The 14215-nt window shown below is 70.7% G+C and carries 11 protein-coding genes and 1 pseudogene; 6 read left to right on the top strand and 6 right to left on the bottom strand.

Features of this window, described 5'->3' with window-relative positions; translation table 11 throughout:
• Nucleotides 1–7 precede the first annotated feature (7 nt).
• From FNH04_RS46350 to FNH04_RS03670, 4 genes are all read right to left on the bottom strand, one after another.
• The gene (locus FNH04_RS46350) at nt 8–181 is read right to left on the bottom strand and encodes a hypothetical protein (RefSeq protein WP_194236538.1); all 174 of its coding nucleotides are present in this window, start codon (nt 179–181) and stop codon (nt 8–10) included.
• A 500-nt stretch (nt 182–681) separates the two neighbouring features.
• Nucleotides 682–2157, bottom strand: coding sequence for an AAA family ATPase (locus FNH04_RS03680; protein ID WP_152780233.1), 1476 nt, complete (start codon nt 2155–2157; stop codon nt 682–684).
• Nucleotides 2158–2315: 158 nt separating this feature from the next.
• Nucleotides 2316–2678: a hypothetical protein gene (locus FNH04_RS03675; RefSeq protein ID WP_152780231.1), complete on the bottom strand. Its 363-nt coding sequence runs from the start codon at nt 2676–2678 to the stop codon at nt 2316–2318.
• Nucleotides 2642–8344, bottom strand: coding sequence for an NACHT domain-containing protein (locus tag FNH04_RS03670; protein ID WP_152780229.1), 5703 nt, complete (start codon nt 8342–8344; stop codon nt 2642–2644). The genes FNH04_RS03675 and FNH04_RS03670 overlap by 37 nt, the downstream gene beginning before the upstream one ends.
• A gap of 196 nt (nt 8345–8540) precedes the next feature.
• Between FNH04_RS03670 and FNH04_RS03665 the strand changes: the two genes are divergently transcribed.
• The 5 genes and pseudogenes from FNH04_RS03665 to FNH04_RS03645 all read left to right on the top strand — a co-directional run.
• Nucleotides 8541–8777: a hypothetical protein gene (locus FNH04_RS03665; protein WP_152780227.1), complete on the top strand. Its 237-nt coding sequence runs from the start codon at nt 8541–8543 to the stop codon at nt 8775–8777.
• A gap of 35 nt (nt 8778–8812) precedes the next feature.
• A complete protein-coding gene (locus tag FNH04_RS03660; RefSeq protein ID WP_386576143.1) occupies nt 8813–9046 on the top strand; it encodes a hypothetical protein in 234 nt (77 codons plus the stop codon).
• 109 nt (nt 9047–9155) lie between these two features.
• On the top strand, nt 9156–9554 hold the full coding sequence (locus FNH04_RS03655; protein WP_322722555.1) for a PaaI family thioesterase: 399 nt from the start codon (nt 9156–9158) through the stop codon (nt 9552–9554).
• Nucleotides 9555–9630: 76 nt separating this feature from the next.
• Nucleotides 9631–10275: a TetR/AcrR family transcriptional regulator gene (locus FNH04_RS03650; RefSeq protein WP_322722554.1), complete on the top strand. Its 645-nt coding sequence runs from the start codon at nt 9631–9633 to the stop codon at nt 10273–10275.
• A 267-nt stretch (nt 10276–10542) separates the two neighbouring features.
• Nucleotides 10543–10938, top strand: a pseudogene (locus tag FNH04_RS03645) (Uma2 family endonuclease); the annotation flags it as partial.
• Nucleotides 10939–11046: 108 nt separating this feature from the next.
• Here the strand turns inward: FNH04_RS03645 and ychF are convergent.
• A complete protein-coding gene (gene ychF / locus FNH04_RS03640) occupies nt 11047–12135 on the bottom strand; it encodes a redox-regulated ATPase YchF (RefSeq protein ID WP_322722553.1) in 1089 nt (362 codons plus the stop codon).
• A gap of 755 nt (nt 12136–12890) precedes the next feature.
• On the opposite strand from ychF, the gene FNH04_RS03630 reads away from it, so the two are divergent.
• Complete coding sequence (locus FNH04_RS03630; protein ID WP_152780225.1) at nt 12891–13319, top strand: DUF6542 domain-containing protein; 429 nt, start codon at nt 12891–12893, stop codon at nt 13317–13319.
• 26 nt (nt 13320–13345) lie between these two features.
• Here FNH04_RS03630 and ppgK read toward each other — a convergent pair whose 3' ends face one another.
• Nucleotides 13346–14107, bottom strand: coding sequence for a polyphosphate--glucose phosphotransferase (ppgK, locus tag FNH04_RS03625; RefSeq protein WP_152780223.1), 762 nt, complete (start codon nt 14105–14107; stop codon nt 13346–13348).
• Between the last annotated feature and the right edge of the window lie 108 nt (nt 14108–14215).

Here is a 14215-nt window from a genome sequence, read left to right as displayed (position 1 = left end):
CACCCGGCTACAGTGGGAAGTCGTTTTTCCATGGTGCATCGAGAGAGTCCGGGTCGATTCCCAAATCCCTCACCACACTGTCGACCGCTTCCGAAGTCGCCACGGTAGCCACCTGCACGCGGTCGATATCCTCTTCCGCGAAGCAGATGCCTTCGTCGATGAAATGCTTGGGGATTTCCACGGTAGAGACCCTGAAGGTCTCGTCCTGCAACGGAAACACTCATACCCAGGCGTAGGCGCCCGCAGCACCGGACCGGATCCGGTCCGCAACACCCCCAGCACTTCGGCGGCGGCGGCCCAGCCCGGCCCGGATAGGAGTTGTGGTACATCAGCGCATCGGCCAGGTACTGGCCGAGTGCCTCGCTCTCCGGCAGCCGGCGCAGGATGTCGGCGTCCGTCACGGCCATCGCCTGAAGCGTGACGAGGGCGTGGCTGCGCTCACAGCGGCCCGGCTCGTCCGCCACCGACTCGGCGAGCAGTCGGCAGACCCAGCGCACCAGCAGGTCCGGCCAGGGCCAGTGCCGACCGGAAACCGAGGCGCCCTCACCGGTAGAACTCGGCGCGCGGGCATGCACGTCGGGGGAACCACAGAGTGCCGGGGTCGTCGGCGAACCGCACGCTCGGGCCCTGACCACCGCACCCCTCACCGGGCTTCGGCCCGCGCGACGCGCGCTCCGCGCATCACTCTCCGCGGTACATGCGGTGCAGGTCGACCAGCTCGACGTCGCTACGTCGTTCCGCCTCCCGCCGAAGATCGCCGGAGAAGCCGGAGCGGGCGAAAAGCAGCAGTTTGGGCAACGCACCCACCCGCGCGCTGGGCAGGAGCCCCCGCAGATGCTCCAGTCGCTCCAGCTGCGGCAGGCCGACGGGAGTGACGGTTCCCTTGGCCTCGCCGATCGCGATGATCCGATCCGTCCCGAACGCGGGCGATTCGGCCACGACGAGATCCAGTTCGTGCCCGCGACGGTGCTCCCGGCAGGCGATCTCGGTCGGGCGCACCCAGTTCGCCCGACCCCCGAGGCTCTCCGACCCGGCGTGCTCGAAACACCACTGGCGGGCGAGTTCCTCGAAGTGCGGACCGTAGATCTTCCCGGCGACGGTGTCCGCGTTCTCCTCCCACACCCGATCGGCCCGGCCCACCACCAGTTCTGGCTCATGGCGCTGAATCAGCAGTTGGTGCAGCCGCACCACCGGCTCGGCCACCCGGAAGACGCTGCGCTTGTCCCTTATGGCGTCCTCGACCTGCTCCAGCAGACCGATGTCCTGAAGTCCGGACAGCAGGTGCGCCAGCGCACTGCTCGGCCTGCCCAGGGCGCCGGCGATCTCCGACCGCCGGTGGTGCCCCGCACTCACCGCCGCCAGGACGGCGGCGTACGAGGTGGGGTCCGAGATCGAGGGCTCCTCGCGCAGCAGCAGCCCTCCCTCCCTGAACATGGCCGACGCCGGATTCAGCAGTCGGCGCGCCACCCACCGGTCGAAGTCCGCCACTCCGTCCGGTCCTGCGCCCCCGCACATCTCCTTGTACGCGGGGGTACCGCCCACCAGCGCGTGCAGCTGGAACGCCAGCTCGGGATCGTCCGTCACCCCCCAGAAGGCGGCGGCCTCCCGGAACCGGAACGGTCGCACCACGAGTTCCATGCTCGCCCGCCCCCGCAGCGGGGCACCTCCGCCGAGCAACTGGGCCATGGTGGTCAGCGCGCTGCCACAGAGGATCAGCCGGGTGCGGGTGTGCTCCTTGGCATGACTCAGCGGACTGAGCGCCTGTTGCAGGTACGAGGGAAGCGCGGGAGTCGCCGACACCAGGTACGGGAACTCATCGATCACGACAGTCGCGGGACCGTCCTCGCCGATCCGCAGCAGCTCGTCCAGAGCCTCCCGCCAGTCACCGAACATCACCGGCCGTCGCAGCCCCCGGAACGACGCGTACGCGGCTCCCAGGTCCGCCAGATTCTGCGCCTCACTCTGCTGGGTCGCCGCGAACAGAAACCCGCCCGCCTGTCGCGCCAGCAGTTCGAGCATCAGCGTCTTGCCCTGCCGCCGCCGCCCGTACACCAACCCCAGCAACGCACCCGGCTGCTCCGACGCCGCGAACTCACCCAGCTCCCGCCACTCCACATCCCGCGCGAACAGCCGCTCCGGCTTGACCACGAAAACCATCCCTGAAGCTACGATTGACGCAACTATCATAGCTGCACCTATGATTCCTGCCCGGTCACCCCGGTCACCCCGGTCACCCCGGTCACCCCGGTCACCGTGTTGCCGCGTTCCCGGCAGCGGCACCTCCAGAGGCGACGCGGCCTGGCCCGATCCCTCTCTCACTCGATGCGGTACACCCGGCGCAGCGCCTCGACCACGGCGTCGTCGAGTTCCGGCAGCAGGGGGATCGGGGTGGCGATGTACGAGAAGTAGACGGTGCGCCGGGAACGGGGGTCGCGGGCGGCGTCGGCAAGCAGGTCGATGATCCGGTCACGGACTTTCGCGGGGGTGGAAACGCGTTCACCGATGATCGACAGCAGCCGGGCTGCTGCCCAGGCGGTGACCGAGCTCGGCCCGGTCAGCGCGTCGGCCAAGTCGTCGACCAGGTCCTCGTCGACCAGGCGCAGCGCCCCGTAGGCGCGCAGCGCGGCCGAGCGCACGGTCATCACGTCCCGCAGCCCGCGTTCCAGCCCCCGCAGCACCGGACCGGATCCGGTCCGCAACACCCCCAGCACTTCGGCGGCGGCGGCCCAGCCCGGCCCGGATAGGAGTTGTGGTACATCAGCGCATCGGCCAGGTACTGGCCGAGTGCCTCGCTCTCCGGCAGCCGGCGCAGGATGTCGGCGTCCGTCACGGCCATCGCCTGAAGCGTGACGAGGGCGTGGCTGCGCTCCCAGCGGCCCGGCTCGTCCGCCACCGACTCGGCGAGCAGTCGGCAGACCCAGCGCACCAGCAGGTCCGGCCAGGGCCAGTGCCGGCCGGAAACCGAGGCGCCCAGCTCACGATAGGCGGCCAGCGCCTCCTCGTTCTTCTCCTCGTCGTAGAAGAACTGGGCGCCGATGCGGGCCAGCCGCGCGTGGGCGGTCGCCGCGTCAGCCGCGTCCGCTAGTGCGGTGCCCGGATCGGCGCCGCAGGACTGCCACAACGCGGCGGATGCGCGATCGACCGACCGCTCGTCGAGCACGCCGCCGGTCTCCTTCAAGGCGGAGTGGACCGCAGCCACCACATCGCTCGGGTCGGCGACCAGAAAGCGCTGCCCGCGCAGCCGGTCGATGTCCAGCGCCGACAGAGTCGCCCACAGCCGCTCCCAGCGCGGGGATCCAGGCTCCAGGGTGGCCTCGTCGCCGGTCCGCGCGTTGGTGTGGATCGACTTGACGCAGCAGTTGACCAGCACAGCCAGCAGCGCCGGGCCGGCCGTGGACAGGTGCGTCAACAGCTCGTCGAACACCCGGTCGTCGGTGGGGAGAAGGCGCTCCAGCAGGTACGCGGCGACATCGGCTTGAGGGCCGCCGGCGTCCACGGCGGCGCACCACCGCCGGAACGCGGACGGGTCGTCCTGCAGCACCCCGGACAGGTGCCAGTCGACGACCAGGCTGCCCGAGGGTTCGTAACCACGCTGGGAAACGGCGAACGCGGCCAGCTGCTCCAGCGCGGCAGACCCCAGGCGGGTGACCGAGTCGTGGGCGGTCTGCCGTTCGATCTTGGTGTCCAGGACGTCACGGGCCCGGCCGCGCAGCAGGTCGTCATCGTCGGTGAGCAGCTCGGTGACCGGCCCGACGGTGGTGGCGTCCAGACGGTGGTACTCGGTCAGCAGCAGGGCGGCCAGCTGGCGCAGCCGGGGGTGTCGGTGCGCCAGCCAGCCGGTCACCAGGGGCTCGGCCCCGCAGTCGAGCCGGACGAGCCGGGAGAGGATCGGGTCGAGGTCCACGCCCCGGGCCTCGGCCGCGGCCGTGACGGCCCGTACCACAGAGGCCCGGCAGTCGATCAGACCGTAGTCGTGGACGGCGAGCACCGCGGCGACCGCCTCCGGGTCCGGGGCCGCGGCCAGCCGGGCCCAGGCGGTCTCCGCCTCCGCCGTCCTCCTGTGCCGGCCCACCTCCAGGGCCCGGGCGTGGAGCGCTACCGGCGCCCAGACCTGAGCGGCCTGTGGGTCGCCACCGACCAGGGCCGGCAGACCCCGTGTCAGGACCGCGCCGGCGCCCGCCGATGCGCCCTCGGGCCCACCCGCAGCCCGTTCCACGGCGGTACGGACCGCGGGGCGGTCCCCGAACTCGGCCGACGCCCGCCGCAGGAGCGTCCGGCCGATCCGGTCGTCGGTCCCGAGTGCCCGGTCGATCGCCTTCAGGACCACCGGATCGCAGGCCGGTGCGGGCAGGAACCGGGCGAGCCGCAGCAGGGCCGTCGTCGCGTCATGGTCATCGGGTATGGCGTCGGCGCGGCGCAGGCACTCTTCGAGCGCGCTCGACCGTTCCGGCGTCGTGGTGAGCAGGGCGATCCGTTCGGCCAGATGGAAGGCCCGCACCGGGCCCCGGGTCCCCTCGGCGACCTGGTCGACCGAGTGCCTCACCAGTGCGAGCAGCTTCGCCCGGTGGGCGGGGAAGAGTTCGGCCAGGCGCAGCCACGCCCGCGCCCGGTACCACGGGTCCGCCACCTCGTCGGCCAGCCGGCGCAGATGGCCGTACGGGTCCGCGGTCACCGTCAGCTCCTCGTCGAACGGGGACAGCGTCTCGGCGGGGGCCCCGCCGCGCCGCTGGGTGCTGCTCCACGCCACGGCGAGGGCCTCCGGCAGCACGGGGTGACCGTTGATCAGCGGGGCCAGCACGTCGTGGAAGAGCCAGTTGGGGGAGAAGGACATCGGCGCGGGCAGGCGCAGGATCTGGTCGAGAACCGCGGACGGCACCGGGTCGTCGTCGTCCGTGAAGCAGAGTGGGTCGGCCGGCCACCAGTGGTGGTAGAGCCGGTAGCCGTCGACACGGTTGGCGCCACGGCCGTGCAGCGCGGCGATCAGCCGGGCGGCCGGGTAGTGGCGCCAGCCGATCCGGTTGGCGAACATCTCCGCGTTGTGGAGGAAGTCATCGCCGTACCCGAGAACATGCTGGGTGATCTCGTCGGCCAGGACCGAGGTCTGCGCGTGGTCGGGCAGGAGCGCAGGATCCGGGAACTCGATCGGCGGGGCGCCGGCCTCGATCAGCGTCGACGTCAGCACCTGGCGCAGTTCGTCCCACTCCGCGGTCGGCAGTCGGCCGGCCGCCGCGACCAGCGCCTCCACGGCCGCCGGCGCGGCCCGCACAGTGGCGTCGCGCAGCTGGGCGGCCAGCGCGGAGATCCGGGCCGAGGCCATCGAGGCCGCGGACGTGCCGTTCGAAAGGAACTCGTCCTGTTCCTGGCCCAGTGCCCACAGCGCCAGCGTGGCGTCGGCGGCTTCACGCGGGTCCGCGGAGCCCTGGCGGCCGGCCAGGAAGTCGGTGAGCCCGGGCAGGTCGTCGCGCTGCAGGGCCGAATGGATCCACCGGGTCAGCCGCGAGTCGCGCCAGATCGCCCCGACCACGAACCGCGGTGGCTGGGACCACCGCGCTTTGTGGCCGTGGGTGTCCAGGTGGACGGCCATCGTGTAGTCCGGGTTGTCGGAGCGCCACGTTTCGCCGAAGTAGTACTCGAGCTCCGAGCGCCGGGAGTAATCCAGCTGGAGGTAGTTGGCTATCCGGTGGTACTCGTCCAGCGCGCCGGCAGCGCCGAGGTCGGGCTGGCCGCCGTAAAGGCACAGGACGAGCGACTGCCACGGAGGGTCGGCCGCCACTCGCTGGGCGTCTTCGGGCGAGCGGCGGAGCAGGTCCCGCATCTTGAGCCGGCCGGAGCGCCAGTCCGCCGGCAGCCGGTCCCGCTGGTGCCTTGTCCCGGTCGGCATCATGCCGCCGAGTGCCGCGGTGATCGGATGGCCCAGGTCGGGGTCGTCCCGGTCTGCGGCGGCGGCGAGCGCCTCCGCGAGGCGTGGCGTGACCGCCCGGACCGCGGCGGCGATTTTGGCCGCCGCGCCCGGAAGGCCGCTCTCGGCGGGCTCGGCCAGCGCCTCGACGAGCGCCTCGTCGACCGCCGACGCGTCGCCGTCGTCGCGCAGTGCGGCGATGGCGGCCTCGATCAGCTCGCGGGTTCTCGACAGCCGTTGGCGGCCCGCCGCCGAGGCGTAGCCGGCCACCAGGGTGGTGACGATCGCCCGGACCGCGTCGGCCGGCACCTCGGTCATCTGCAGCACGGCGGCTGCCAGAAGCAGCCCCGTGTCAGGGAAGAACTCGGCCAGCCGGCCGTCCACCGCCAGCAGCTCCCGCACCACCACGACGAGGTCGGCGGACTCCCAGTTGACCAGCGCGAGCCCCATCAGAATCGGTTCGCGCCAGCGCGGATCGGCCAGCCGGGCGACGAGCCGCTCCAGCCGGCAGGCAGGTTCGGCCACCAGGTGGCGCGCGGCGAAGAACTCCTGGAACGTCTGGTGCGAGAAGCGGAAGGCTTTGGGCCCGCTCTCCACGAGGAGGCCCACCTCGGTGCGCATCGTCTCCAGCAGTGTGTCGACGCGGGCCTGCAGCAGCGGGTGGGGGCGCTCCGGGTCGGTGCGGTCGATCCGGGCCATCTCGCGCAGCACCTCGGCGCGGAACTCCGTCCAGGTGATCACACCGTTCGGTTTGGTGGCGTGGATGTGGGCGGCGACGGCGGGCAGCGCGGCGAGCATCGACTGGTATGTCGTACTGGAGAAACTCCCTCCCAGACGGCGCTTCCAGGCTTGCACCAGCGCGCCCGCCGCCTCGTCGAACAGCTCGACCCGCTGCGGCGGCAGGCTGCCTCCGCCATTGAGAAAGACACTGACGATCACGCTGGCCAGCAGCGGGTTGCTGGCCAGGTCGCGGGCGTGGCGGTTGGCGGGGGCGGCCAGCAGCGCCAGCAGGTCGTCCGCCGCTGCGACGGGATCGGTCAGTGCTGGCCGCGGTTCGCGGACGGCCCCGGCGATCTCGGCGATCCAGCCCCGTACGAAGACCTGCAGGGCCTGGTCGGTCATCCGCTCGACAGTGACCTGCGTCAGCTGCAGGGGCAGAGGGGCCAGGTGGTAGCCGGCAATCCGGCTGGTCACGAAGACCCGGTTGGCGTCCGGATCCGGCACGGGGCCGCCGGTCCAGGCACGGACGAACTCACTGACGGCGGCCGCGGTCTCCTCCCGCAGCTCTGCGGCGACCTCGTCCAGCCCGTCGAGCACCACCAGGGCCTGACCGCGGCGCAGGGCGGTGGTCAGCAGGTCCGCCACCGTCTCCTGCGGCAGTTGCTCGTTGGCCCGGTGCTCCCCGCTGTCGGCCAGCCAGACCGGGCGCCGGCCGTCCCAGGTGTGGTGGCCGAGGAACTCGGTGAGCCCGCGCGGCGGCAGGCCCCGGGCGGCCCGGTGCTGTCGGTCCGCCGCGTATTCCCCGACCCGCACCAGGATCGGCACCAGCGGACGGCCCAGTACCACCTCCTCCTCGGCCGACCCGGTGGTGTCGACCCGCGCGGAAGCCACCCGCACCTCCGGGTCGCGGTTACGCAGAGCCGTCGCGTGCACCAGGGCCAGCCAGCGCATGACGGTCGTCTTGCCGCTGCCCGGGTCGCCCAGGATCACCGCGGCGGCCTCGCGGCGGTAGAGCTCGTCGACCGTCAGGATCGTCGTCGGCTCGACCAGACGCTCCGAGAGCCGGTCGGCGGTCCCGAGGTAGTCGGCCACCGGAAGGTCGCTGTACAGATAAAAGCGGCGGCGCTCCACTTCCTCGGGCGGCAGGTCCAGATTGCCCAGGCGGGTGTCGAGCTCCTGCCGCAGCGCATCCACCGCGGCCGCCCGCTCGCGCGGGCTGCTGGTGTCGACCTTCAGGGCCACATACACCCGCTCCAGCTCCAGCTCGACCAGTCCCGAGGCCGCATGCAGACCGCGCACGGGCATCCGGCGGGTCACGTCGACCACCCAGGCCAGATAGCTGCTCAGCGCCGCGTCGCGACGGGGGTCCGGCGCAAGCCCGGCGGCCGGCTCGGAACGCGGCCGTCCTCCGCGCCGACTGTCCTTCTCCCGCCGCGCGTTCTCGAGCAGCTGGATCCAGTAATAGTCCGTTCTGCGCCGGTACGTGCGCGACGCACTCGCGGCCAGCTTCTGAAGGTGCACGACGAGCACCAGATAGAAATCCCGGGAGGCGCGGGCCGGCACGTTCGTGCCCGTCAGCCAGGAGCTGACGCTCGTGGTGGACGCCCTCAGCGGCGGACGCTGGTCGTTGGCGAGCCTGACCAGCGACTTCAACGTGGGCTTGCCCGCAGCCTCGTAGAGATCCGTCAGTTCCTGGTGAAACTCTGCGGTAGCAGCACTTTTCATGGCAGAAACCCCCCGTTGTTCCGACGCTTCGTCCGGACCGGAAAGTTCCCGGAAAACCCGGACCGCAGCCACGCCGTGCGGAAGCGCACCTCCCCACCCCGCGGCGACTCGCCGGAAACCCCCCGGACGCAGGGCAATGACCAGGCGCACCGGAGCTGTTCAGGCCGAGGGCGCACCAACAAGGGGAGAGAACCCGATGTCCGGATCCGCCCGCCGCGCGCCCGCCAACCGCACCGTCGGTACGTCGCCCGAGCCGCCCTTCCTGTCCCTGCACACCACCGTCGTCCTGCTGGTCGCGTTCGTGATCGGTCTGGTGATGGGGAGCCTGACGCTCCTCAGCGGTGTTCCGGTGGCGGGCGCCGTCGTGGCGGGGCTGACCGGGGCCGGGTCCGCCGTCCCCGTGCTCCGCCGCCTGATCGGACCGAGCCGCTGACCGAGGAGGCCCGGACGCCGTCCGGGCCTCCTCCCGTGAGAACTCGTCCGCGACCACTGGAGTTCAAAGCCCTGCACCATGTCCGCGACACCACCTTCGCCGAGGACGCCTCCCAGCTACGGACCGGCAACGCGCCCCGCGCGATGGCCACCTGCCGCAACCTCGCCATCGGAGCCCTCCGCACGGCCGGTGTGAGGAACATCGCGGCCGGCCTCCGCCACAACTCCCGCGACCCTCGCCGCCCCCTCGCACTACTCGGCCTCGCCTGATCACCAACCGGACGTCACGCGACTACGCCGAAGCCCTGGTCGACCACCCGGTTGCCGATATGAGTTAACGCCGATAAGTTATCGCCACTAACCAGGAGGGGAGTGACCCGTGGCCACAGCCGAAGACATCTACGCGCTCGCGCCGTATGCCAAGACGCTCGGAGTCGAGTTCCAGGAGATTACGGAAGCCGGCGTCCAAGCAGGACTGGCGCACGATCTCTCCCTTTCCACTGTGGGCGGCGGCCTCCACGGAGGGGCGTTGATGGGGCTCGCCGATGTGTGCGCTGCCGTGTGCGCCGCCCTCAACAGTCCAGCCGACACCGCACCAGCCACCGTGGAGTCGAGCACGCATTTTCTTCGGCCCGCACGCACGAGCGTTGTTGCGACTGCTCGTCCCTTGCGTGTGGGGCGCAACACTGTCATCGAGGTCGATATTCATGATGACGAAGGTGAACTGTGCGCCCGGGTGACCCAAGTGGTCACCACCATCAAACCGAAGGCATCTTGATGTCTGGTCACGCACCGTCAGAACATCGCGGTTCCGTCACGTGCGTATGGTCGCCTGCTCTCGAAGGCCCGTATCTGTGACCGGTTCCCGAGTCCGCGCCGCCAAGGGCCAGGGCGGTCTGCTCCGCAACCAGCTTCTCGACATCGCCGATCAGCTACTGGAAGCCGGAGGCGCGGACGCTCTTACGATTCGTGCAGTAGCAACAAGTGCGGGAGTCAGCCCGCCATCCGTCTACCTCCACTTCGCCTCGAAGAGGGAACTCGTCCATGCGACATGCCTGCGTGTGTGGAGCTCACTGTTTGCCGAGTTGGAAGCAGTGTCCCGGAAAATCCCGGATCCTGTGACGGCGCTCTACGAAACCTGCGTCGCCTACATCGCTTTTGGACTTCGTCATCCTTCCCAGTACCGGCTCGTGATGGTCGGTGAGGCCACCGAAGCCAGCCGCCAGAACGAGGACGCATGCTTCCGCTATTTCCGGGACAAGGTCATAGCCTGTGTGGATGCCGGAGTACCTGTGACGAGTAGCACCGAAACCGCCAGAGTGTTGTGTGCCGGCGTGCACGGAGCGGTTTCTCTCCTGATCCACCAAGAGCGTGATGTGTGGCCTCCGGACAGCGGCCGCTACGTCAGACGGGCGGCGTCCTCAGCCGTCCACGGCGCTCTTCTCACTGCATCCCACACGTTCAGACCCTCGATGGCCGACGTGACGCAGTCGGGCTGAACAGAATTCCTCCGTGAGCGGGCCCGCCATGACCGGGCGGTGGTGCGGCTTCACCCGAGGGACGGAGCAGGGAGCCGTCGTCCTCGCTACGCGTTCTCGCGGGCGACGAGGACCGACTCATCGGGACTGCCCAGGCCGTCCGGTCCTTCGGCGACGGTGCCGGGCACTACGCGTTCGCCGACTGGAAGGGGCGAGGCGGGAAGGCCAGGAGCACCTCGTGGCCAGGATCGCCACCACGCCCGCCGTGCTCAGCGGCAGCAAGGTGAGCAGGCGCCCGGCGATGTCAGGGTCGGCCGCGAGATGACCATAAAGCTCGACGAGCGAAACCGGCTCGAGCCGGATCTGCTGTTGACCACGGCCGACTACGACGGAGACCGCACCTGGTTCGCGCCGGACGAGGTGCGACTCGTCATCGAAGTCGTCTCACCCGAGTCCGCGCACCGGGACCGCACCGTCAAGCTGCGTAAGTACGCGGAGGCCGGTATCCCGCATCACTGGTGCATCGAGGACGAAGGCGGCGCCCCTGTCGTCCACGTCTACGAACTCGACGAACCGACTGGCGTCTATGCCCCCGCGGGCATTTTCCGAGGCACTCTGAAGCGTCCTGCGCCCTTCGAGATCAGCCTGGATCTCGACAAGCTCACGCCGCCGACGGGCAACTAGGAGTCAGCGCCAAGTCAGCACGGGAACGCAGAAGGGCCGAGCTCGCCAGAGCTCAGCCCCTTCCGACCTGCACGCTTGACACTTGCCTAGCGCACAGCAACCAGGCGGTCACACATTGAACCGGAACTCCACCACGTCCCCGTCCTGCATCACATAGTCCTTGCCCTCCATGCGGGCCTTGCCCTTGGCGCGGGACTCGGCGACCGAGCCGGTCTCCACGAGGTCCTCGAAGGAGATGACCTCGGCCTTGATGAAGCCCTTCTGGAAGTCGGTGTGGATGACACCGGCGGCCTCGGGGGCGGTGGCGCCCTTCTTGATGGTCCAGGCGCGGGACTCCTTGGGGCCGGCCGTCAGGTAGGTCTGCAGGCCGAGGGTCCTGAAGCCGACGTGGGCGAGGGTGGCGAGGCCGGGCTCCTCGGCGCCGACCGACTGGAGCAGCTCCAGCGCGTCCTCCTCGTCGAGCTCGGCGAGGTCCGCCTCCAGCTTGGCGTTGAGGAAGATGGCCTCGGCGGGGGCGACCAGGGCGCGCTGCTCGTTCTTGAAGTCCTCGTCGACCAGTTCCTCCTCGTCGACGTTGAAGACGTACAGGAACGGCTTGGTGGTGAGCAGGTGCAGGTCGTGCAGGAGCTCCGCCCGCTCGCTGCCCTGGACGATCCCGTGGGCGAACAGCGTGTCGCCCTTGTCCAGGATCTCCTTGGCCTCCTCGACGGCCTTCACCTTCGGGGCGACGTCCTTCTTGATCCGGGACTCCTTCTGGAGGCGGGGAAGGACCTTCTCGATGGTCTGGAGGTCGGCGAGGATCAGCTCGGTGTTGATCGTCTCGATGTCGTCCTTGGGCGAGACCTTGCCGTCGACGTGCACGACGTTCTCGTCCCTGAACGCGCGGATGACCTGGCAGATCGCGTCCGACTCACGGATGTTCGCCAGGAACTTGTTGCCGAGGCCCTCGCCCTCGCTGGCGCCGCGCACGATGCCCGCGATGTCGACGAAGTCGACGGTCGCCGGGAGGACCCGCTGGGACCCGAAGATTTCGGCCAGTTTCGTCAGGCGCGGGTCCGGGACCCCGACGACGCCGACGTTCGGCTCGATCGTGGCGAACGGGTAGTTGGCCGCGAGCACGTCGTTCTTGGTCAGGGCGTTGAACAGGGTCGACTTGCCGACGTTGGGCAGACCGACGATTCCGATCGTGAGCGACACGTTGCGACTTCCCGTACGTGAGGACTGAGCAGCTGACTTGTCAGGCCCGGGTCCCTGTCATGAAGACGACCTTCGTCCAGCGTGGTGCGCTTCCGAATGCGCGGGCCGATCCACCAGTCTACGGCGTGCGTAGGCCCGCCCCGGCGGCCGTATCGAACGCTTGGCCAAGCTCTGCCCCCTCGGCGTGTCAGTGGGCCCATTGGGCACATAAAACGACCTAAGTTGGTCCGATGGAGCACAGGACGCGTCCCCCTCAGCCCCGACCGCGCCGCGGTGCGCCTCTCCCGCCCCAGACGGCCAGAGGCGGGTACGCTCCGGCCCGGCCCGGCCGGCAGCAGGGCCCCTCGGGCGGCAGGGGGTTCGGAGCCGAGGGCCGGAGCCGGGGGCTCGGAGCCGAGTCCCGGAGCCGCGGCGGGGACGGACAGGGCCCCGGCGCGGGCGGACGCGGCCCCGGCGCGGGCGGCGGGCCCGGCGCGGGCGGGCCCAACCCGAACGGACGCGGTCCCGGCGCGAACGAACGCGGTGCGGGAACGGACGGAAGGGCCACCGGAGCGGGCGGACGCGGTCCCGGCGCGAACGGACGCGGTCCTGGGGCTGTCCCCCGTGGGTCCGGCGCGGCCGGCCGTGATCCAGCAGCGGGCGCGCGCGGTCCCGGCGCCGTCGCGCGACGGCCCGGTGGCGGTGGGCCGGGGCGTGCTCCGGACGGGCGGCGATCGCTGGGCAGGCCGGCGGCGCTGGTCCAGGCCGTACGGCGGTTGCCGAACCCCCGGCTCACCGGGCTCGGGGGCGGGCTGTTCTGCGGGGCGGTGATGCTCGCGTTCGGCGGCCTCGACCGACTGCTGTTCGGGGCCTCGCTGACCGTGTACGGCGTGCTGTTCCTGCCGGTCAGCGCGTTGACCGCGGTGTGGGTGCGGCGGGCCGACCTGGTCACCGCACCCATCGTCGTACCGATCGCCTTCGCCGTCGGGCTGCTCCCCGTCGCCGAGAGCGACGGCGGCGTCAGCGGACGTCTGGTGGGCCTGATCACCGCCCTCGCGCTGGGGGCGGGCTGGCTGTACGGCGGCACGCTCGTCGCCGGGGTCATCACGACCGTACGCAAGATCCGCCTGATGAGGCGCAGGGCGGCACAGCAGCGAGCCCGGGCGCCCCGCCCTCCGGCCCAGTCACGGGGCCGTATGTCCTGAGACCAGTGCCGGGAGCCGCGCAGCGCCTACGCCCGCGCCTGGGCCCGGGCCTCCGCCGCATGCATCGCCGCCCCCACGATCCCCGCGTTGTTCAGCAGCTGCGCCGGGACGATCTCCGCCCTGATGCCCTCGATCAGCGGCAGGAACTTGTGGGACTTGCGGCTCACTCCCCCGCCGATGATGAACAGCTCGGGCGAGAAGAGCATCTCGACGTGGGCGAGGTACTTCGTGACGCGCCGGGCCCAGTGCTCCCAGCTCATCTCGTGGTCGTCCTTGGCCTTGGTGGACGCCCGCTTCTCCGCGTCGTGGCCGTCCAGCTCCAGGTGGCCCAGCTCCGTGTTCGGCAGGAGGACGCCGTCCGCGAACACGGCGCTGCCGATGCCGGTGCCGAAGGTGAGCAGGACGACCGTGCCCTTGCGGCCGCGGCCCGCGCCGAACCGCATCTCGGCGACGCCCGCCGCGTCCGCGTCGTTGACCACCGTCACCGGCAGTCCGCCGAGCCGCTCGCCCAGCAGGGCGCTCGCGTCGACGTCGATCCAGCCCTTGTCGACGTTGGCCGCCGTACGGATCGTGGCGCCGCCGGTGACCACTCCGGGGAACGTGACGCCGACCGGGCCCGTCCACCCGAAGTGGCCGACGACCTCCTTCACGCCGTCGGCCACCGCGTCGGGCGTCGCGGGGTGCGGGGTCAGCACCTTGCACCGCTCGTCCGCCAGGTCGCCAAGGTCCAGGTCCACGGGAGCACCCTTGATCCCGGATCCACCGATGTCCACGCCGAAGATCTGCATGGCCCTACGTTACGTCGTACGACTGACGGTGACGTACGGGGATCGGGCGCACGGGCCGAACCTCGCAGAACCCTCACGACTCCGCCGTAGCCCGGCTCCCGCCACCAC

The sequence above is a fragment of the Streptomyces phyllanthi genome (assembly GCF_009377205.1).
Classification (GTDB): domain Bacteria; phylum Actinomycetota; class Actinomycetes; order Streptomycetales; family Streptomycetaceae; genus Streptomyces; species Streptomyces phyllanthi.
The sequence above is the reverse complement of the archived record's forward strand: the minus strand, read 5'-3'. Positions and strand labels throughout refer to the sequence as shown.

Bases quoted from the DNA above. Each gene is read 5' to 3' on its own strand.
- FNH04_RS03680 (WP_152780233.1), bottom strand. From the start codon at position 2,157: ATGGTTTTCGTGGTCAAGCCGGAGCGGCTGTTCGCGCGGGATGTGGAG.
- FNH04_RS03670 (WP_152780229.1), bottom strand. From the start codon at position 8,344: ATGAAAAGTGCTGCTACCGCAGAGTTTCACCAGGAACTGACGGATCTC.
- FNH04_RS03665 (WP_152780227.1), top strand. From the start codon at position 8,541: ATGTCCGGATCCGCCCGCCGCGCGCCCGCCAACCGCACCGTCGGTACG.
- ppgK (WP_152780223.1), bottom strand. From the start codon at position 14,107: ATGCAGATCTTCGGCGTGGACATCGGTGGATCCGGGATCAAGGGTGCT.